This is a genomic window from Streptomyces sp. HSS9-12 (assembly GCF_054963655.1).
In genome coordinates this window covers 72,932-91,929 of the sequence record NZ_JBUEGC010000013.1, presented here as the reverse complement: position 1 = coordinate 91,929, position 18,998 = coordinate 72,932, and the positions used below count along the sequence as shown (strand labels likewise).

Here is an 18,998-nt window from a genome sequence, read left to right as displayed (position 1 = left end):
GCGGTGGGTGAGGGTCAGGCGGGGACGAGGGCGGTGAAGGCCTCTCGGAGCTCGCGCTGACGGGCAGGGGGGAGGTTGATCGCGACGGTGCCCACATGCACCGATCGCCGGTGGTACGTGGCCAGGACGCCGTCCTGGAGACGATCGGGGTCGCCTTGCTCCAGGCGCACCTCGTCGGCCAGGGCCGGTGAGCCGAAGCTCTGGAACCGCAGGTCCAGCTGGTCGCTCCAGAAGGAGGGGATCGGCGCGAAGGGCTCCTGGTCCGGCTCCCGGCCGGCCAGCTGCGCGGTGAGGGTGGCCGCCGCGCGCTTGGCGGTGTCGGTGGGGATGGACCAGTGCTCCACGCGGCGGGGCACGTCGTCGAACAGCGGGTTGGGGAACCGGGCGATATCGCCGACGGCGACCACACGGTGCGCACCGTCCGCCCTGAGCCGGTTGTCGCACAGGACGCCGTCGCTCAGATCGAGTTCGCGGTTGGCGGCGAGCCATTCGACGTTGGGGATGGAGCCGACGGCTTCGATGACGGCATCGGCCTCGATGGTGCCCCCGTCGTCGAGCTCGACTCCGGTGACCGCATCGGTGCCGCGGTAGCCGGCGATGGACCGGCCGATGACGAAACCGACCCCGGCCCTTTCGTGGTGGCGCTGGACCGCGTGGGCCAGCGACGCCCCGAGTACGCGGTTCATCGGCGCCCCGGTGGGCTCGACGACGGTGACGTGGCATCCCAGCCGTAGCGCGGTCGCGGCGACTTCGCAGCCGACGAAGCCGGCGCCGACCACGACGACCCTGGTCCCCGGGCGCAGAACACCGCGCAGTGCGATGCAGTCGTCCAGGGTGCGCAGGACGTACCGCCCGGCCTGCGGGCCGGGAAGCCCGAGCCGGCGGGGGCGCAGGCCGGTGGCCACGACCAGGCCGTCGAAGGTGACGACGGCGCCGTCCTCCAGGGTCAGCCGGCCGCGGCGCAGGTCTGACTCCACGACGGGCAGACCGAGCCGGAAGTCGACGTCGCCCACCACCGACCGGCGGCGGAAGGCCACCATCTGATGCAGCCGCTGCGGCGCGGAGTCGCCCGGTGCGGCCAGCACCTCCTTGGACAGCGGCGGCCGGTTGTACGGCGGGTGCCGCTCGTCACCGAGGACGGTGATGGGCCCGGTGTGCCCGGCGATGCGCAGCTGCTCGGCCGCCCTCAGGCCCGCCAGGGATGCTCCGACAACGGCGACGTGGGCAGCCATGTCAGTCCTTGATGAGGATGGCCTGGACGGGGCAGACATCGGCGGCCTCTTCGACCTCGAAGCGCTGCGACTCGTCCGGGTTGCCGTCGTAGACCAGCTTGCCCTCGTCGTTCATCTGGAAGACGACGGGCGCGGCGATGGCGCACTGGCCGTGGTCCTGGCACTTCGCCAGGTCGACGATGACCTGCATGGATGGTTCCTTTCGGTCGTGCGGCCGTTCAGGAGGCCGGGGTGAAGGCGATGGGCAGACGGATCGGTCCGGTGTTGCCGGAGTCGGGCAGCCACTCGTCCTGACCGTCGATGCGGGGGTCGCGCAGGCGCCGCGCCAGGAGCGGCAGGGCCTCGCTCATGTCGCTGCGGGCGACGAAGTGGCCGAGGCAGTGGTGCGCGCCGCCGCCGAAGCCGAAGTGGGGCTTGCGCTCGGCCGTGATGTCGAAGGAGTACTCCCCGAACACCCTCGGGTCGGTGCCGGCCGACTCGCTGAAGAGGTGGATCGTGGTGCCGGCCTTGATCTCCAGGTCCTGGAAGGTGAAGTCCTCCTTCGCTTCACGGGTCACCCAGCGGACGGTCGGGTTCACCCGCATGACCTCCTCGACCGCCTTGGCGCCCAGCTCGGGCCGCTCGGCCAGCAGGCGCCACTGGTCGGGGTGGCGCATGAAGGTCTGCATGGCCAGGCCGAGTTGGTTGCGGGTGGTGTCCATGCCGCCGAAGATCAGCAGCACCAGGCCGTCCCGCAGCTCGGTGTCGGAGAGGCTGTCGGAGTCGCGGTGGGCGCGCACCAGCGCGGAGACGAAGTCGTCTCGCTCCTTCCGGCGGCGGTCGGCGATGACCTCGTCGGCATACGCGTAGAGGTTGGCCAGCGCTGCCTCGATCTTCGGCAGGTCCTGCCGGAAGGTGACGCCGAGCGCCAGCCCGATGGTGGCGGAGTCGCGGGCGATGACCGGCCACTCCGACTCGGGCAGGCCGAGCATGATGGCGATGACGCGGGCCGCGTAGGGCTCGGCGAACTCCGAGACGAACTCGCAGCGGCCGGGCTCCTTGAAGTTGTCGATGAGTTCGGTGGCCAGCGCCTGGAAGCGGGGCACCAGGCCGCCGATGAGCTTGTGCGAGAAGGCGGGGTTCATCAGCCGGCGCAGGCGGTGGTGCTCCTCACCTTCCTTGTTGAGCACCCAGCTGGCCCACCAGTCGGCGAACGGCCCCTCGGTGACGCCGTTGTGGGCCGGCCATGCCGCGCTTCCCTGGCGCAGCTTGGGGTGCTTGAGCAGCCGGCTGACCTCCTCGTAACGCAGCACGGCCAGGCCGTAGTTGGTCCGGGCGTACCAGCTGCGTTCGCGCGCCTCGTGCACGGCGGCGGACTTGATCGAGAAGCTCGGGTCGGCGACGTCGAAGTACGGGGCTTCGGCGAGGGCGGTGCCCGTCATATGGCTCTCCAACTGTCGGTGCGAGCGTCGAGTTGGGCTAAATACTCTAAACTTATAGTTTGGGTGTCAAGAGCGTTGTGGAAAGAAATCCGGGAGCCAAGAAATGGGACCCCCGGAGCCGTCCCGGCTCCGGGGGTCCTGAGGCGGCCGTCTCCGCGCCGGCGTTCTCGTCGCGCTATTCGCGGCGCGCGAGGGCGAGCAGCCATTCGCTGTCCAGCCCGACCTCACCCACCGCCACGAACTCGCCGTCTCCGGCGCGCGGCACGCGCGGCAGCCTGGAGCCCACGAGCCAGCGCGAGGTGTTGGCGGCGACCACCCGCCGCTCGGCTCCCACCAGCACCGCGTCCTGGCCGGCGTCCCGCAGTACGTCCAGGAGCCGGGGTTCGAACTCGGTCATGCGCAGGTCGGTCCCCACCACACCGAGGAACCTCTCGTCCTCGACGGGGACGGTGACCGTGCACACGTAGCGGTCGGCGCCCGAGTAGTCCACATACGGGCCGAACACCGCGCGCCTGGAGTGGTCACGCGCGGCCGCGAACCAGTCCATCTCGAAGTAGTCGTAGACATCCGCACTGGTCGGGTCGAGGTTGAGCCGCATCGGTGCGAAGCCCCGTCCGCTGTGCTGCCACCACTCGATGTGCCGGTCCCGGTCCGGCAGAAGCTTCGGCGCCGCGAGGAAACCGAGCCCGTCCGCGGTCGGCTGCGCGGTCAACTGCTCGATGAGGAGCGGCCTGAGGCCGGCCAGGTCACGCACCCCGAACACGCCGCCCCCGGCAAGGGCCGCACGGCGCCGGGCGACGATCTCGGCCGCGACCATATCGAGGCGGTCGAACACCTCCCCGAGCAGGCCGCGTACCCGCTCCAGGAGTGCGTTCAGGCCCTCCCCTTCGTGGGCCGGACCGCCGTACGGCGTGGCGATCTCAGGACACATCAGACGCCTCCTCGGTCATCGTCCCGCCACCACGAGGTGCAGCTCGATCAGCCGCCGCAGGTTGCGCTGGACATGGCGCTCGGCCAGGGCCCGGGCCCGGTCGCTGTCCTCCTCGGCGATCGCCGTGGCGATGGCGTGATGCTCGGCGACCACCTCCTCCAGCACCGGCTCGGGCTTGTGCGGCAACCAGAGCATGGCGGTCAGCTCGGCCTGGAGGTTCACCTCCAGCCGAGTGAGCCGCTCCGACTGCGAGGCGATCGCCACCTCGATGTGAAATCGGCTGTCGGCGCGGATGCGGGCGCCGAGCTCCGTGGCGCTCGCGAGCTGCTCGACGAGGTGCAGCAGACGGCGCAGGCTCGCCCTCGACGCTCGCTCGGCCGCGAGTTTGGCGGAGGCGCCGGACACGGCGAACTGCTCGTCGGCGAGATCGCGGATCTGGGAGACGGTCGTGGACCGCAGCCGGTTCTCCAGTGGTTCCACCGGCGGATTGGCCGGCCGCCGGACGAAGGTGCCGCCGGTGCGGCCGCGGCGGGTCTCGACGAGCCCCTGCTGGCGCAGGACCGCAAGGGCCTCCCGCAAGGTCATGGGCGAGACCCCGAGCTGGCCCGCGAACTCCACCTCGGTGGGCAACTGCTCGCCGTCGACGACCAGGCCGAGGTGGATGGCCTTGCTGATGCGCTCGACGACCTCGTCCGTGCGGCCCCCCGTGGTGAGGGGGGATATCAACGAGGCGCGCATGACCGGTGCGCCGTCCGCCACCACGACCCCTCCTCGCCTGCCTTCATCGCTGGCCGCGAAACCCTTGTGCCATAACCCATGGGGTTGTAGTTTTTCGCATCACATCACCCCGACGTGCAAGCATCATAGGCCAGCCCGGCCGATCGGCCCGGCATGTCGGGCGCCAATGGATGTCCCCCGTGCACGGGGGCCGCGGCGAGTGCCGCCCCACGTTCCCTTACACCTTTGGTAACGAGAATCGGGAGCCTCCATGAGCCCCAATACTCCACCGGACCACCGTGACAGCGATGCCGCGCAACTGGCCGCGCTCGGGTACGAGTCCGAGTTCAAGCGGGACATGAGCCCGTGGGCCAACTTCTCGCTCGGCTTCACCTATCTGTCCCCCGTGGTCGCCATCTACACCATGTTCGCCTTCGGCCTGGCCACCGGCGGCCCGCCGATGATCTGGTCTCTCGTCATCACGGGCGTCGGGCAGCTGTTGGTCGCGCTCGTATTCAGTGAGGTCGTGGCACAGTTTCCCGTCGCCGGTGGCGTCTACCCCTGGGCGCGCCGGCTGTGGGGCCGCCGGTATGCCTGGCTGACCGGATGGGTCTACATGATGGCCCTGTTCGTGACCATCGCCAGCGTGGTGTCCGGCGCCGGCCCGTACATCGCGTCGATGTTCGGGTTCGAGGCCTCGGTCAACACCACCATCATCTGTTCCCTGGCGATCCTCGCCCTGGCCACGATCATCAACTACATGGGCACCCGCGTGCTCGCCATGGCCGCCATCATCGGCTTCACCGCCGAGCTCCTCGGAGCCGTGGCGGTGGGCGGCTGGCTCCTCGTGACCGGGCGGCACCACAACCTCGGTGTGGTGTTCGACAGCTTCGGTGCGGGGGACGGCGGCAACTACCTCTGGGCGTTCGCCGCCGCGACCCTGGTGGGCATCTACAACTACTACGGCTTCGAGGCCTGCGGTGACGTGGCCGAGGAGGTGCGCGACCCGGGCCGTCTGATCCCCAAGGCGATGCGCCGCACCATCTACGTCGGCGGCGCGGCGGCCACCTTCGTCGCCCTTGCTCTGGTGCTGTCGGTGGCCGATATCCCGGCGGTCATCTCGGGCGAGAACCCCGACCCCGTGTCCAGCGTTCTGGGCGAGGCATTCGGCCCCATCGGATCCAAGGTCATCCTCGGCATCGTGCTGTGCTCGTTCCTGTCCTGCGCGATGAGCCTGCAGGCGGCGGCCGGCCGGCTGGCCTACAGCTACGGCCGCGACGAGATGATCGTGGGCAGCCGCTGGCTGCGGAAGTTCTCGCAGGCCAGGCGTGTCCCGCCCTACGCCCTGCTGGTCGCGGGCATCATCCCGGCGATCGTCGTGCTGGCCTCGAAGTTCTCGGCGGACGCCCTGACGAAGATCGTCAGCTTCGCGTCACTCGGCATCTACCTCGGCTTCCAGATGGTTGTGTTCGCCGCGCTGCGCGCCCGGCTGAAGGGCTGGAAGCCCAGCGGGAAGTACCGCCTCGGCAAGTGGGGCCTGCCCGTCAACATCCTGGCCCTGGTCTACGGTGTCGTGGCCATCCTCATCATGAGCTGGCCCCGCACGCCCGACGCCCCCTGGTACGACAACTACATCGTGCTGATCTCCGGGGTCGTCGTCGTCGGCGCGGGACTGTTCTACATGGCGCTCCGCCGCCCGTACGGACGCAGTGACGCCCCGTACGACGACGCCATCCCGAAGGCGCCGAGCCGGGTCGCGCCGTACGGCGGAGAGCCGGCGCACACCGGCCAGCGGGAGCCGTCCAAGGCCTGAACCAGGACCGGTAGTTCCAGATGAAGTAGGGGCGCGCCCAGCACAGGCGCGCCCCTACTTCTCTCTCAAGCGGGTCAGTTATGGCCGAAACGCTGCTTCTGCCGTTTGCTCGAAGCGCCCTGCGGGCTGTCCGGGGCCAGGGTCTGCCTCCCCGCGTCCAGGGCCGGGTCGTTGGCCTGCGCCTTGCCGCGCTCGGCCGCCGCGCTGCGGGCCTTGCCCTGACTGCGTTCTCGGTTCTTGCTCTTGCCCATGATCGTGCCTCCTGGGGATCTCCGAGCCTGGCCGCGACCTCTGCGGGGTTGCCGGGGCCGCCTCGCGAGAACCACGCTCGCACGCTCGGATAAAGAACGCATGTTGGACAATTACCCTGAGTGAGAAGGAAGGTCACGGTCCCGTGCGGGTTTCCGCCACGCCGGAGATCGAGTTCCGACTGATAAGGGATGTACGGTCGGGCAGACTCAGGGGAAACCCAAGCAAAGCCGTTCCCAGGCGACGGACTTCACGAAAGAGGGGTGCAACGTGGACCGCTGCGTCGTCCTGGTGGACGCCGGTTATCTGCTGGGCGCCGCCGCGAGTCTGCTGGCCGGGGAACCCGCCCGGTCCCGCATCACCGTCGACCATGCCGCGCTCATCCAGGGGCTGCGGGAGCGTGCCGAGGCCGACACCGAGCAGCCCCTGCTGCGCATTTACTGGTTCGACGGGGCCCCCGACCGCGTACCGCAGCCGGAACACCGGCGGTTGCGCGTCATGCCCCGCGTCACCGTCCGGCTCGGCGCCCTGACGCGCAGCGACGGGCGCTGGGCGCAGAAGGGCGTGGACGCGGCGATGCACGCCGAACTCACCGAGCTCGCCCGCAATCGCGCCTGCTCCGACATCGTTCTCGTCACCGGCGACGGCGATCTGCTGCCCGGCCTGATGGACGCCAAGGAGCACGGCGTCGCCGTCCATCTGTGGGCCGTACAGGCCGCCGACGGCGACTTCAACCAGTCAGAGGACCTGGTCGCGGAGGCCGACGAGCGGCGCGTCCTCGACCGCGCCTGGATCAGCCGGGCGGTACGGGCCAAGGACCTCGGTGGCGTCTGCCCGCCGGCGACCGTCCCGCGGCCGGAGATCGCGGCGATCCTCTCCGCGCCGCTGCCGGATCCGGCCGCGCCCGCTCCCGCACCCGCCGGAGCGGGCAGCCACTCCAGCGCGGCGCCGCCCGGCCACACTGCGGCTGAGCGGAACGGCACCGTGTGCTCCGGCAGCCTGCCGGCCGACGCCACGGCGGCCGACGGCAGTGCGGCAGCGGCCGGTGCCGGCGCCGGTGCCGGTGCCGGTGCCGGTGCCAAGGGCGTACCGACCCCCAAGGACCTCGCCGACCTGGGCCGCCCCCATGCAGGGCCCGCCGTACAGCAGCCCGTGGCCGGAGCCACCCTGCGGTGGTCCTCCGACAAGGGCTGGGTCGAGCGCGGCGGCACGGCAGAGCCCCCGGAAACGGCCGCCCTGCCGACACTGGCCCAGCTCACCAGCGCGGAACAGCGCTGGGCCGACCGCGAGGAGGACATCACTGCGGTGAGCGGCGATCCGTTCGAGGTGGGGCAGGTGTTCGCGCGCCGCTGGATCGGACGGCTGCCGACCCCGTCCCATGTGCAGCAGCTCTCCTCGGAGTACCCGCGCATCCCGCACCGCATCGACGGCGAGCTGCTGCGGTACGCGGCCCGCTTCGGGCTGCTCGCGCACAAGGACGACCAGATCGACGAGCAGGACCGCTACGCGATCCGCGCGGGCTTCTGGCGGGAGGTGGAGTCGCGGGCCACCTCGGCCCGCACGTCTGCGGAGGAGTGACCCCGGCGGCAACACCGCGTGGGGGAGGGGCGCACCGGGCGGCCGGTTCAGCTCGGCCGGTCGGGTCCTGCGGCGCCGGTCCCCCCAGCGTCCGTCCCATGCCCGTCAGAGGCCACGGGGTTGTCACCCGGCCGGGTGTACGGCGCGGAGACGGGTTACACGCGGGCCGTGTGAGTGGGACCCGAGAGGTCCGGCAGGGCGTCGGACGCGTACCCTCATAGCTCGTGAGGACGGGCGCCAAGCAGGCAAGGCACGGCATCAATGCCGGTACGGCGGAAGCCGTACCGGTGTGCACCGTGCGGGACCTGGTCAAGACCTACCCCGCCACTCGCGCCCGCCGCCCCGGCCCCGCGGCCCCCGCCGTACGGGCCAGCGACGGCATCAGCCTCGACATCCACCGCGGCGAGATCTTCGGGCTGCTCGGCCCGAACGGCGCGGGCAAGTCCACCCTGGTACGCCAGCTCACCGGGCTTATGCGGCCCGACGCGGGCAGCGTCCGCCTGCTCGGACACGACTTGGTGCGCCACCCCGAGCGGGCGGCGCGCCTCATCGGCTACCTCGGCCAGGAGTCCCCAGCGCTCGACGAGCTGACCGTCGCCCTCGCCGCCGAGACCACCGGCCGGCTGCGCGGTCTCGACGCCCGCACCGCCCGGGCCGAGCGCGATGCCGTCCTCGACGAGCTCGGGCTCGCAGGTCTCGCGGGCCGCCCCCTGAAGAAGCTGTCCGGCGGCCAGCGCCGGCTCGCCTGCTTCGCGGCCGCCCTGGTCGGTGACCGGCCCGTCCTTGTCCTCGACGAGCCGACGACCGGCATGGACCCTGTCGCCCGCCGCGCCGTGTGGGCGGCCGTGGACCGGCGCCGGGCCGAGCGCGGCACCACGGTCCTGCTGGTCACCCACAACGTCATCGAGGCCGAGACCGTCCTCGACCGGGTCGCGGTCCTGGAGCGCGGCCGCGTCATCGCCTGCGACACTCCCGCCGGCCTGAAGGCGCTCGTCGCCGACGAGGTGCGGGTGGAGCTGGTGTGGCGCGACCGGGCGCCGCTGGAGGTGCCTGAGGTCGCCGCGCTGCGCGCCTCCGCGCGGGAGTCCGGCCGGCGCTGGACGCTGCGGCTGGCCCCCGACCAGGCGCGCGCCGCCGTCGCCGCCGTCACCGGGGGCGAAGCCTTCGCGGCCCTCGACGATTTCACGCTCGCCATGCCCAGCCTCGAGGACGTCTATCTCGCGCTCGGCGGCCGTACGGAGGGGCTGGTCAAGGGTTGACCGATCGCACACCGCGCGCGGAGCGCGCAAGAGCGGCGGGCCTCGTCACCCGCCGCACCGTTCCGCCCGTATCGAACAGGAGCAGCGCAACGTGAGTGCCGTGCCCGCGCAGGCGGTCTCCCAGGGCGTCTGGGGGACCGGGGCCGAGCCCAGGTCCCATGACGCCGCAGCCCCGCTCGCGCCCAGGGCACGGCTGCTGCCCGCGCTGGCCGCCGTCTACCGGGCGCAGCTGTCGCGGGCCCGCGTGGCCCGTATCCCGCTGCTGTTCGTGGCGACCTTCCAGAGCATCGGGATCATGGTGCTGATGCGCGGGGTCGTCGACGGCGGGGACGAGGCGCGGGCCGTGGTCGCCGGGTCCAGCGTGCTGGTCGTCGCCTTCGTCGCGCTCAATCTGCTGGCGCAGTACTTCGGCCAGCTGCGGGCGAACGGCGGCCTCGACCACTACGCGACCCTGCCCGTGCCGCCGGCCGCGGTGGTGCTCGGCGCGGCAGGGGCGTACGCCTCCTTCACCGTGCCCGGAACCGTGGTGACGGCCGTCGTGGGCAGTGTTCTGTACCAGCTGCCGCTCGCGAACCTGTGGGTGCTGGCCGCCGTGATCCCGCTCGCCGGAGCCGCCCTGGCCGGCCTGGGCGCGGCCCTCGGCCTGCTCGCGCCCCGGCCCGAAATCGCCACGCTGCTGGGCCAGATGGGCATGTCCGCGGCGCTGCTGCTGGGGGTTCTGCCCGCGACGCACCTGCCCGGCCCGGTGGCCTGGGCACGGGATCTGCTGCCGTCCACGTACGGGGTCGAGGCGTTCGACCGGACCTTCGCGCCGCAGCCGGACTGGCCGGCGGTGGCCGGTGACCTGGGGGTCTGCGCGGTCGTCGGGCTGGTGTCGCTGGCCGTCGCCACCTGGGCGTACCGCAGGGCGGCCGTCCGATGACGCGCCCGGACCGCCGTCCTGCCGCCGATGGCCCCTTGCCCACCTGGCACGATGGCCATGTGAGCGCACCATTGACACCGCACGGCAGGCCCCGACAGGGCGAGAAGCGGCACCGGGAGACTCCGCACGGCTCCGGGCAGCAGCCGGCCCACCCCGCCGCGGGCATGGAGGGGCCGGAGTACGGAGGGCCCGGCGTGGGGGCGGAGATTCGGCAGGCCGCGCTGGTGGCGGTGGGCATCACCGTCGCCGGGGTGCTGCTCGGGCTGCTGTGGCTGTGGCTGGCTCCGCGGATCCCGCTGGTCTCCAACGGCGAGGCGGTGTACTTCAAGAACTCCGAGGGCGAGGAGGCGATCGGTGCGGACGGCACGTTCGCGCTGCTCGCGCTGGGCTTTGGTGCGCTGACGGCGGCGGTCGTCTTCTTGCTCTTCCGGAAGGGGGGCATCCCGCTGGTGATCGGGATCGCCGTCGGCGGGCTGCTCGCCTCGGTGCTCGCGTGGCGGCTGGGCGTCTGGCTGGGCCCGACGCAGGACGTGGCGGCGCACGCGCGGGCGGTCGGCCAGGGCCGGGTCTTCGACGCGCCGCTCCAACTGCGGGCGAAGGGCGCGCTGCTGGCCTGGCCGATGGCGGCGACGGTCGCGCACCTGGGTCTGACGGCCCTGTTCGGGCCCCGCGACCCGTACCCGGGGCCCGACGCGGCGCTGTAGGGGAAGCGCCCCGGGGCAGCGTTGGCCACACGAGCCCTCGCGCCGCCAGGGGGAGTCGCTACGCGCGGGCGATCGGGGCGAGCACCGCGTCGGTGAGCGCGGCCAGGTCGGCGGGGGCCAGCTCGACCTCCAGTCCCCGTCGGCCCGCCGACACGCACACCGTCGCATGCGCCGCGGCCGAGGCGTCCAGCACCGTCGGCAGCCGCCGCCGCTGCCCCAGCGGTGAGATGCCGCCCACCACATAGCCCGTCGCGCGCTCCGCCGCCGCCGGGTCGGCCATCGCCGCCCGCTTGCCGCCGACCGCCGAGGCCAGCGCCTTGAGGTCGAGCGAGCCGGCGACCGGGACGATCGCGACGGTCAGCGCGCCGTCCACGTCGGCGAGCAGGGTCTTGAACACTCTCTCCGGCTCAACGCCCAGCGCTTGGGCGGCCTCCTCGCCATACGACGCGGCTGACGGGTCGTGCTCGTAGGAGTGCACCGTGAAGACCGTGCCTGCCTTGGTCAGGGCGACCGTCGCAGGCGTGCCGGCGGACCGCTGCTGCTTCTGCTTCTTCGCCAACGCCGGGACCTCTGCGCTCAGTTCTGGCTCGTCGGCTGCCGGGTGAGGTCCACCGCGGGCAGCGAGGGGATGGTACGGATCAGCGAGCTCTCCGTGCGCAGTATTCTCAGCTCCTCCCGGAGCCGGGATGCGGTGTCCGGAGCCTCCAACAGCCGCTGTTTCGCCGGGGTGTCGAGCACCGTGGCCGCCGCCACCAGGTAGGACACCACGGACGGCTCGTCCGGCAGGTCCTGTTCGCCGGCCAGCGAGCGCTCGTGCGCCCCGGCCAGCCGCTTCTGGTACGTACGGAAGGCATGCAGCACGCCGGAGGCGAGCGCACCGGCGCCCTCCCCCTGCTCCTCGGGGATCTCCTCCGTCTCGCCGACCAGATACGGCCCCGTGGCATCCACCGACAGCAGCCGGAAGCGGGTCGTACCGGTGGCCAGCACGTCGAAGCGGCCGTCCTCCTTCTCCCGGATGGTGGCCGCGTCCGCGACACAGCCGACGTGGTGGAAGGCCTGCATCGGATCGTCGCCGAAACCGGCGGCAGCACCCCGCTCGGGCAATGCCGTGGCGTCCGGCAGGCCGGGGGCGCTCGGCGCCACCTCGCGCCCGTCGCGGATGGCGACCACGCCGAAGCGGCGCGGGCCGTCCTCGTCCTGCTTCAGCAGGTCGCGCATCATGGCGCGATACCGCTGCTCGAAGACGTTCAGGGGCAGGACGAGGCCCGGGAACAGCACCGAGTTCAGCGGGAACAGCGGAAGGCGCGCGGTGGTCACGACCGTCAAGCCTAATGGCCGCCCGCTGGGCCGTTGCGCGGCCCACCGGGGGTGCGCCGCCACAGGGGCATGGTGGAGGCCAGCTGTATACGGACGCCGTCGCGCAGCTCGAGGAACTGGCCCAGCGGATCGTCGGAGAGGCAGCCCCAGGGGAAGGTGGTGGCGTACGGGCCGATCCGCCGGAACTCCTCCAGTGCGGCCGCCCACCGCTGCCGCACGATCAGTACGTACACCAGGAGGTTGCGGACCTCGGCGACCGATGGGTCAGCGGGCTCGTACCGGGCGGACAGCGCGAGCGCCAGGTCGGCGGCCGCATCGATGCGCCATCCATCGACGCCCTCGATGCTCTGCTCCTCCCCGCGCCGCTCGGCCACCTCCAAGGGGACGCGCCCGTCCCCCTCCATCTGCTGCTCGAGGAGGACTTTGTACGCGGCCCGTACCGGCAGAGCCTTGAGCAGCGAATTGGGCAGCGCCCGGGCCGCGGTCCGCTCGGCGAAGTCGAAGCACTCGCCGTACGAGCAATGCGAGGCCCGGTACCGGAGCGCCGCGACATGGCAGCCGTAGTGGTGCGGGGCCCGGCTCACCGCCTCGTGCCACAGGGCGTCGGCCTCCGCCGTGGAGGCGTGCGTGCCCCGTGCGTGGTCCAGGGCGATCCGCCACGGCACGGGGTCGTGCGGCGCCCGCCGTGCGGCGGCGTCGATGAGCGGCTGGGTCTCCCGCAGCGACTCGGCACGCCCCGGCCGCCCCCACGCCGTGCGCACCGCCAGCTCGGCCTCGAGCAGCGCCGCGTCCGGATCGCGCGGGGACTTGGCGAGCCAGCGTGTGAACCAGTGGGAGCGGGACTGCGCGAAGACGGCCAGCCGGGTGGCATAGCGGTCGCGCGCCTCCCACTCCGCGGCCTCCCGGGTCTGAGCCAGCAGCGCGGCGGCCGGCCGGTGGTGTCCCTGCCCGGCGGCGGCGAGCACCGGAGCCAGCCGCCCGTCGGGGGCGTCGAGCAGCACTTCGTTGTCCGGGGTGAGGCCGACGGCGAGCTGCGGGGTGTTGCAGATCATGCGCGTGGTGCTGATCAGGGCGCGGAGGAAGACCATGGACCCTACTGGCGGCGGTGGGGCGAAGCGACAGGAATCATTGAAAGCCGCAGGTCCGGTGGGTGCCAGAGTGACGCGGTGACGCTTTGGTATCGGTCGGAAGGTTGCCTCTTGAACGATCAAATTCGGGTAAAAGCGCCCCTGTCCGCGCACAGTGGGCAGCTGTGCGGTCAGCTGCGGCGCAGCAGCCGGGAGGCGCCCGTCGCCACCGTCGTGGCCAGGATCCAGCCGAGCAGAATCAGCATCGCGGCCGCCCACTGGTAGGGGCCGCGCGGTTTCCAGTAGCTGTCCTGCCCCAGGTCGATGACCGGCAGCAGCAGGTCGAGGGCGTAGAGGTACGGGTTCCAGGGCGGTGACTCGCCGTGCTTGATCTCCGTCGGCGGATGGGAGCGGAAGAGCACCGCCCCGACCGCCCACAGGACCGCCATCCACACCGCGGCGCGCCCAGGCCGGTAGCCGTACGCCACCGTCCAGTCCTGCAGGTAGCCCCACGTCTTGCCCGCCAGCGGCAGCGTTTCCCGGCGCCGCCGTTGCTTGGCGAGCAGCACCTCGCGGGCATCGGCGTCCTCGCCACTGGCGCGCATGGCGCCGGCCAGCCGCTCGTATGGCTCCGGGGCGTATTCGGGGGTCGCGGCGGCCACCCACTCCAGGCGCCGGGACAGCGGGAACGGCCCGCGCGGCACCAGCGTCTCGTACATGAAGCCGGCCATCGACAGCCCGCCGGGCCCCGGCCAACTCGCCGCTTTGTCGATGAGGTTGACGACCTTGGCCCCCGACAGCACCACCCGGCCGCGCTGCGGGCGCTCGCCGAGGAACCGCAGCTCCGGCGTCTGGATCCGGCGCAGGGACAGCTCCTGGTCGGACTCCATCACAAAGCGCGCCTGGTAGAAGTCGACCGCGTCCCCGAACCGCCCGTCGTCCAGCCGGATCCCGCCCTCGCACTCGAAGCGCTGCATCCGCGTGCCGCGCGAGGGCGTGTTGACCACGCCGTACGGCGGGGTGCCGCTCGAGCTGATGAACGGCGAGCTGCTGAGGCCCGCCGCCGTCATATAGAGCGTCCGTTCGACTGTGAGCTGCGGGGCGTTGAGAGCCCGGCGCCCGTACGGATTGCGCAGCTGGCTGCCGCGCAGGCTCAGGGACACCCCGATGTGCGCGCCGCGCATGCTGATCTCGCCGAACGACTCGATCATCTCCGCCTGCAGGTCCTGTCCGACGGTCACCCCGTCGGCGGCGATCGAGCGGCCCTTGCGGTCCCGGTAGACGGTGAGCTGGTTGAGCAGCAGATCAGTGCCGATGTGTGCGTCGGTGAGCCGGATTCCGCCTCGGACGGTGCAGCGCGGCAGGTGCAGATCCCCCTCGGTGGCCAGCCGGGCGGCCTCCAGCCGCGGAATCGCACAGCTCACCAGGCGCAGGGTGGTGAAGCGGCACTCGGGGAGCTTGATCTCCTGCTCGAAGCGGCAGGACGTCAGCTCGACATACGGCGTGACGGTGCCGCCGGAGAGATCGAGGGAGCCGGTGATGTACGCACCCTTGAGCTTGAGCGCCGAGACCCGGCCGGGCTGCGGGGGCGGCCCGTTGAGCAACAGCAGGGCGACCACCCGGGCCCGGATGCTGCGGTCCGTGCCCCAGTGGTAATGGCCGTTCGGATCATCCTGGACCGGGTTGCGGGTGCGAAGATCGTGGGTGCTGCCATTCCGGAATGCCTGCCACATTCCCCACTCGGCCGGAGTCAGCTCCAGGCCCTCCGGCGGCTCGCCGTCCTCAGGCTGCGACACCGCTGCCACCCCTCCTCGCCCGCATGGCCCGCGCGGCTCGTACACACTCCCTATTTCCGTGAGTGACGGAGTGAACGCTAGCCGTCCACGGCATGTAGAGATCCGCGGGGGCGTGTATCAGCCATTGATACGTCCGGCGGGTCGCGGAGCGGGTCTGAGACAATGGGCTGCGTGATCTCCCGAATCGATCTGCGCGGCGACGCCCTCCCCGAGGGCGCCGCCCTGCGTGACCTGCTGCCCCGTGCCGAGTTCGACGTCGAGGCCGCCCTGGAGAAGGTGCGGCCGATCTGCGACGACGTACGCCATCGTGGCACCGCGGCACTGATCGACTACGCGCAGCGGTTCGACGGTGTCTCGATTCAGCGGGTGCGGGTCCCCGAGCAGGAGCTCGTCCGCGCCCTGGAGCAGCTGGACCCGCAGGTGCGGGCGGCGCTCGAGGAGTCGATCCGGCGCGCCCGCCTGGTCCACCGCGACCAGCGCCGCACCGACCACACCACCCGGGTCGTACCCGGCGGCACGGTCACCGAGCGCTGGGTGCCGGTCGAGCGCGTGGGTCTGTACGTGCCGGGCGGCCTCGCCGTCTACCCGTCCTCGGTCGTGATGAACGTGGTCCCGGCCCAGGAGGCGGGCGTCGACGCCGTCGCCGTCAGCTCCCCGCCGCAGGCCGAGTTCGGCGGCCTGCCGCACCCGACGATCCTGGCCGCCTGTGCGCTGCTGGGCGTCGACGAGGTGTACGCGGCCGGCGGCGCCCAGGCGATCGCCATGTTCGCGTACGGCACCGGCGAGTGCCTTCCGGTCAATCTGGTCACCGGCCCCGGCAACATCTACGTCGCCGCCGCCAAGCGCCTGCTCAAGGGCCGGATCGGCATCGACGCCGAGGCGGGCCCGACCGAGATCGCCATCCTGGCGGACGCGACCGCCGACGCGGCGCACGTCGCCGCCGACCTGATCAGCCAGGCCGAGCACGACACGCTGGCCGCCGCCGTGCTGGTCACCGACTCCGTGGAGCTGGCCGAGGCGGTCGAGGCCGAGCTGAAGACCCAGGTCGCGGCCACCAAGCACCGCGAGCGGATCACCGATGCGCTGGCGGGGCGGCAGTCCGCGATCGTCCTGGTCGACGGCGTGGACGAGGGCCTGCGGGTCGTCGACGCGTACGCCGCCGAACACCTGGAGATCCAGACCGCGAACGCGGCCGGCGTGGCCGCCCGGGTGCGCAACGCCGGCGCGATCTTCGTCGGCCCGTACGCCCCGGTCTCGCTCGGCGACTACTGCGCGGGATCCAACCACGTGCTGCCCACCGGCGGCTGCGCCTGCCACTCCTCCGGCCTGTCCGTGCAGTCCTTCCTGCGCGGCATCCACGTCGTGGACTACACACGCGACGCCCTCGCCGAGGTCACCCACCATGTGGTGAGGCTCGCGGAGGCCGAGGATCTGCCCGCGCACGGGGCGGCCCTCAAGGCACGGTTCGACTGGAAGGTGCCGCAGCCCAAGTGACCGGCATTGACGATCTTCCCATCCGGGACGAGCTGCGCGGCAAGTCCCCGTACGGCGCCCCGCAGCTGCAGGTGCCCGTACGCCTGAACACCAACGAGAACCCGTACCCGCTGCCCGAGCCGCTGGTGCGCCGGATCGCCGAGCGCGTCAGCGAGGCGGCCCGAAACCTCAACCGCTACCCGGACCGGGACGCGGTCGAGCTGCGCACCGCCCTCGCGGCATTCCTCACCCGCACCGGCGGGCACCAGGTCGGCGTGGCCAATGTATGGGCGGCCAACGGCTCCAACGAGGTCCTGCAGCAGCTGCTGCAGACCTTCGGCGGGCCCGGCCGCACCGCCATCGGCTTCGAGCCCTCGTACTCGATGCACGCGCTGATCGCCCGCGGCACCGGCACCGGCTGGATCTCCGGCCCGCGCCATGAGGACTTCACCATCGATGTGGAAGCGGCGACGTCGGCCATCGCCGAGCACCGGCCCGACGTGGTCTTCATCACCTCGCCGAACAACCCCACGGGTACGGCGGTCGGGGCCGAGACCGTGCTGGCGCTGTACGAGGCCGCGCAGGCGGCGGGGCCCTCCATCGTCGTGGTGGACGAGGCATATGTGGAGTTCAGCCACGGCCCCTCCCTGCTGCCGCTGATCGAGGGGCGCCCGCACCTGGTGATCAGCCGCACCATGTCCAAGGCCTTCGGCGCTGCGGGGCTGCGCCTGGGCTACCTCGCCGCGCACCCCGCCGTGGTCGACGCCGTGCAGCTGGTCCGCCTGCCGTACCACCTGTCCGCCGTCACCCAGGCCACCGCGCTGGCCGCCCTGGAGCACACCGATACGCTCCTGGCCTACGTCGAGCAGCTCAAGGCGGAGCGCGACCGGCTGGTGAGCGAGCTGCGTGCGATCGGCTGCGAGGTCACGGAGTCGGACGCCAACTTCGTACAGTTCGGGCGCTTCGCCAACGCCCAGGAGGCGTGGCAGGGACTGCTGGACCGGGGCGTCCTGGTCCGCGACAACGGCGTACCGGGCTATCTGCGGGTCACCGCGGGCACCCCCGAAGAGAACGACGCGTTCCTGGATGCGGTGCGCGCGCTGAAGAAGGAGAACGACGCATGAGCCGCGTGGGACGCGTGGAGCGGGTGACGAAGGAGACCTCCGTCCTGGTCGAGATCGACCTGGACGGCAAGGGCGATGTGGCTGTATCAACAGGTGTCGGCTTCTACGACCACATGCTCGACCAGCTCGGCCGCCACGGCCTGTTCGACCTCACGGTCAAGACCGACGGCGACCTGCACATCGACACCCACCACACCATCGAGGACACCGCCCTCGCGCTCGGCGCGGCCTTCAAGCAGGCGCTCGGCGACAAGACGGGCATCTACCGCTTCGGCAACTGCACCGTGCCGCTGGACGAGTCCCTCGCCCAGGTGACCGTCGACCTCTCCGGCCGCCCCTACCTGGTGCACACGGAGCCGGAGAACATGGCGCCGATGATCGGCACGTACGACACGACGATGACCCGGCACATTCTGGAGTCCTTCGTCGCGCAGGCGCAGATAGCGCTGCACGTCCACGTACCGTACGGGCGCAACGCGCACCACATCGTCGAGTGCCAGTTCAAGGCGCTCGCCCGCGCACTGCGCTACGCCAGCGAGCGGGACCCGCGGGCTGCGGGGATCATCCCTTCCACCAAGGGCGCGCTGTGACGGGGCTGTCGACTCTGCTGATCCTTCTCGGGCTGTTTCTGCTCGGCGGAGTGATCTCCTTCTCGAAGCAGAAGATGCCCAGGGGCGTGATCGTGCTGCTCGGTGTCGCCTCCGCGATGTCCCTGGTGGCAGGCGTCATGCGACTGCAGGGAGTGTGGGAATGACCAAGCGCGTGGTCGTCTTCGACTACGGATTCGGCAACGTACGCTCCGCCGAGCGCGCCCTCGCCCGCGTCGGCGCGGACGTCGAGATCACCCGTGACTACGACAAGGCGATGGCTGCCGACGGCCTGCTCGTACCGGGCGTCGGCGCCTTCGCCGCCTGTATGAAGGGCCTGAAGGAGGCGCGCGGCGACTGGATCGTCGAACGCCGGCTGTCCGGCGGCCGGCCCGTGATGGGCATCTGCGTCGGCATGCAGATCCTCTTCGCGCGCGGCATCGAGCACGGCGTCGAGGCCGAAGGCCTCGACGAGTGGCCGGGCACGGTCGAGCCGCTGCGCGCGCCCGTCGTCCCCCACATGGGCTGGAACACGGTCAAGGCCGCGCCGGGCTCGTACCTCTTCGCCGGCCTCGACGCCGACGCCTACTTCTACTTCGTGCACTCCTACGCGGTGCGCGAGTGGAGCCTGGAGGCCACCAGCCCGGCCATGGCGCCGCCCAAGGTCACCTGGGCCACGCACGGCGAGCCGTTCGTCGCCGCCGTCGAGAACGGCCCGCTGTGGGCGACCCAGTTCCACCCCGAGAAGTCCGGCGACGCCGGCGCCCAGCTGCTCACCAACTGGATCAACACCTTCTAGGACTGACCT

Annotated in this window: 20 protein-coding genes; 10 read left to right on the top strand and 10 right to left on the bottom strand. The window is 71.7% G+C overall.

Features of this window, described 5'->3' with window-relative positions; all coding sequences use genetic code 11:
* Positions 1 to 14: 14 nt before the first annotated feature.
* From ACY34J_RS09665 to ACY34J_RS09645, 5 genes are all read right to left on the bottom strand, one after another.
* The gene (locus ACY34J_RS09665; RefSeq protein WP_462724860.1) at positions 15 to 1,232 is read right to left on the bottom strand and encodes an NAD(P)/FAD-dependent oxidoreductase; all 1,218 of its coding nucleotides are present in this window, start codon (positions 1,230 to 1,232) and stop codon (positions 15 to 17) included.
* Position 1,233: 1 nt separating this feature from the next.
* Positions 1,234 to 1,422, bottom strand: a complete 189-nt coding sequence (locus tag ACY34J_RS09660; RefSeq protein ID WP_462724859.1) for a ferredoxin — start codon at positions 1,420 to 1,422, stop codon at positions 1,234 to 1,236.
* Between the two features lie 28 nt (positions 1,423 to 1,450).
* Positions 1,451 to 2,653 carry a cytochrome P450 gene (locus tag ACY34J_RS09655; RefSeq protein WP_462724858.1) on the bottom strand — a complete coding sequence of 401 codons (1,203 nt, stop codon included), beginning with the start codon at positions 2,651 to 2,653 and terminating at the stop codon, positions 1,451 to 1,453.
* 175 nt (positions 2,654 to 2,828) lie between these two features.
* Entirely contained in the window at positions 2,829 to 3,584 is a 756-nt protein-coding gene (locus ACY34J_RS09650) for a PDC sensor domain-containing protein (protein ID WP_462724857.1), read from the bottom strand.
* Between the two features lie 15 nt (positions 3,585 to 3,599).
* Positions 3,600 to 4,346: a FadR/GntR family transcriptional regulator gene (locus ACY34J_RS09645; RefSeq protein ID WP_462724856.1), complete on the bottom strand. Its 747-nt coding sequence runs from the start codon at positions 4,344 to 4,346 to the stop codon at positions 3,600 to 3,602.
* Positions 4,347 to 4,572: 226 nt separating this feature from the next.
* Between ACY34J_RS09645 and ACY34J_RS09640 the strand changes: the two genes are divergently transcribed.
* On the top strand, positions 4,573 to 6,114 hold the full coding sequence (locus ACY34J_RS09640; protein WP_462724855.1) for an APC family permease: 1,542 nt from the start codon (positions 4,573 to 4,575) through the stop codon (positions 6,112 to 6,114).
* A 74-nt stretch (positions 6,115 to 6,188) separates the two neighbouring features.
* Here the strand turns inward: ACY34J_RS09640 and ACY34J_RS09635 are convergent, their stop codons facing one another.
* The gene (locus tag ACY34J_RS09635; RefSeq protein ID WP_462724854.1) at positions 6,189 to 6,365 is read right to left on the bottom strand and encodes a hypothetical protein; all 177 of its coding nucleotides are present in this window, start codon (positions 6,363 to 6,365) and stop codon (positions 6,189 to 6,191) included.
* 268 nt (positions 6,366 to 6,633) lie between these two features.
* Between ACY34J_RS09635 and ACY34J_RS09630 the strand changes: the two genes are divergently transcribed.
* The 4 genes from ACY34J_RS09630 to ACY34J_RS09615 all read left to right on the top strand — a co-directional run bounded on the left by ACY34J_RS09630 (position 6,634) and on the right by ACY34J_RS09615 (position 10,826).
* The gene (locus tag ACY34J_RS09630) at positions 6,634 to 7,941 is read left to right on the top strand and encodes an NYN domain-containing protein (protein WP_462724853.1); all 1,308 of its coding nucleotides are present in this window, start codon (positions 6,634 to 6,636) and stop codon (positions 7,939 to 7,941) included.
* 287 nt (positions 7,942 to 8,228) lie between these two features.
* Positions 8,229 to 9,200 carry an ABC transporter ATP-binding protein gene (locus ACY34J_RS09625; RefSeq protein ID WP_462724898.1) on the top strand — a complete coding sequence of 324 codons (972 nt, stop codon included), beginning with the start codon at positions 8,229 to 8,231 and terminating at the stop codon, positions 9,198 to 9,200.
* 91 nt (positions 9,201 to 9,291) lie between these two features.
* Complete coding sequence (locus ACY34J_RS09620; protein WP_462724852.1) at positions 9,292 to 10,122, top strand: ABC transporter permease; 831 nt, start codon at positions 9,292 to 9,294, stop codon at positions 10,120 to 10,122.
* A 59-nt stretch (positions 10,123 to 10,181) separates the two neighbouring features.
* Entirely contained in the window at positions 10,182 to 10,826 is a 645-nt protein-coding gene (locus ACY34J_RS09615) for an ABC transporter permease (protein ID WP_462724851.1), read from the top strand.
* A 58-nt stretch (positions 10,827 to 10,884) separates the two neighbouring features.
* On the opposite strand, the gene ybaK is transcribed toward ACY34J_RS09615, so the two are convergent.
* The 4 genes from ybaK to ACY34J_RS09595 form a co-directional block, all read right to left on the bottom strand.
* On the bottom strand, positions 10,885 to 11,385 hold the full coding sequence (gene ybaK / locus ACY34J_RS09610; RefSeq protein ID WP_462724850.1) for a Cys-tRNA(Pro) deacylase: 501 nt from the start codon (positions 11,383 to 11,385) through the stop codon (positions 10,885 to 10,887).
* Between the two features lie 17 nt (positions 11,386 to 11,402).
* Complete coding sequence (locus ACY34J_RS09605; RefSeq protein WP_462724849.1) at positions 11,403 to 12,143, bottom strand: LON peptidase substrate-binding domain-containing protein; 741 nt, start codon at positions 12,141 to 12,143, stop codon at positions 11,403 to 11,405.
* 11 nt (positions 12,144 to 12,154) lie between these two features.
* On the bottom strand, positions 12,155 to 13,231 hold the full coding sequence (locus ACY34J_RS09600) for a hypothetical protein (protein WP_462724848.1): 1,077 nt from the start codon (positions 13,229 to 13,231) through the stop codon (positions 12,155 to 12,157).
* Positions 13,232 to 13,401: 170 nt separating this feature from the next.
* Complete coding sequence (locus ACY34J_RS09595; protein WP_462724847.1) at positions 13,402 to 15,006, bottom strand: oxidoreductase; 1,605 nt, start codon at positions 15,004 to 15,006, stop codon at positions 13,402 to 13,404.
* A gap of 171 nt (positions 15,007 to 15,177) precedes the next feature.
* On the opposite strand from ACY34J_RS09595, the gene hisD reads away from it, so the two are divergent.
* The 5 genes from hisD to hisH are packed head-to-tail and all read left to right on the top strand — an operon-like array spanning position 15,178 to position 18,989.
* A complete protein-coding gene (gene hisD, locus ACY34J_RS09590; protein WP_462724846.1) occupies positions 15,178 to 16,500 on the top strand; it encodes a histidinol dehydrogenase in 1,323 nt (440 codons plus the stop codon).
* Positions 16,497 to 17,603: a histidinol-phosphate transaminase gene (locus ACY34J_RS09585; protein WP_462724845.1), complete on the top strand. Its 1,107-nt coding sequence runs from the start codon at positions 16,497 to 16,499 to the stop codon at positions 17,601 to 17,603. The genes hisD and ACY34J_RS09585 overlap by 4 nt, the downstream gene beginning before the upstream one ends.
* Complete coding sequence (gene hisB / locus ACY34J_RS09580; RefSeq protein WP_462724844.1) at positions 17,600 to 18,193, top strand: imidazoleglycerol-phosphate dehydratase HisB; 594 nt, start codon at positions 17,600 to 17,602, stop codon at positions 18,191 to 18,193. Before ACY34J_RS09585 ends, hisB begins: the two co-directional genes overlap by 4 nt.
* Positions 18,190 to 18,357: a hypothetical protein gene (locus ACY34J_RS09575; protein ID WP_462724843.1), complete on the top strand. Its 168-nt coding sequence runs from the start codon at positions 18,190 to 18,192 to the stop codon at positions 18,355 to 18,357. Before hisB ends, ACY34J_RS09575 begins: the two co-directional genes overlap by 4 nt.
* On the top strand, positions 18,354 to 18,989 hold the full coding sequence (gene hisH, locus ACY34J_RS09570; protein WP_462724842.1) for an imidazole glycerol phosphate synthase subunit HisH: 636 nt from the start codon (positions 18,354 to 18,356) through the stop codon (positions 18,987 to 18,989). Before ACY34J_RS09575 ends, hisH begins: the two co-directional genes overlap by 4 nt.
* The last annotated feature ends 9 nt before the right edge of the window (positions 18,990 to 18,998 follow it).

Coding starts and splice junctions, on each gene's coding strand:
- ACY34J_RS09650 (WP_462724857.1), bottom strand. CDS start 3,584: ATGTGTCCTGAGATCGCCACGCCGTACGGCGGTCCGGCCCACGAAGGG.
- ACY34J_RS09600 (WP_462724848.1), bottom strand. CDS start 13,231: ATGGTCTTCCTCCGCGCCCTGATCAGCACCACGCGCATGATCTGCAAC.
- ACY34J_RS09640 (WP_462724855.1), top strand. CDS start 4,573: ATGAGCCCCAATACTCCACCGGACCACCGTGACAGCGATGCCGCGCAA.
- ACY34J_RS09655 (WP_462724858.1), bottom strand. CDS start 2,653: ATGACGGGCACCGCCCTCGCCGAAGCCCCGTACTTCGACGTCGCCGAC.
- ACY34J_RS09660 (WP_462724859.1), bottom strand. CDS start 1,422: ATGCAGGTCATCGTCGACCTGGCGAAGTGCCAGGACCACGGCCAGTGC.
- ACY34J_RS09635 (WP_462724854.1), bottom strand. CDS start 6,365: ATGGGCAAGAGCAAGAACCGAGAACGCAGTCAGGGCAAGGCCCGCAGC.
- hisB (WP_462724844.1), top strand. CDS start 17,600: ATGAGCCGCGTGGGACGCGTGGAGCGGGTGACGAAGGAGACCTCCGTC.
- ACY34J_RS09665 (WP_462724860.1), bottom strand. CDS start 1,232: ATGGCTGCCCACGTCGCCGTTGTCGGAGCATCCCTGGCGGGCCTGAGG.
- hisH (WP_462724842.1), top strand. CDS start 18,354: ATGACCAAGCGCGTGGTCGTCTTCGACTACGGATTCGGCAACGTACGC.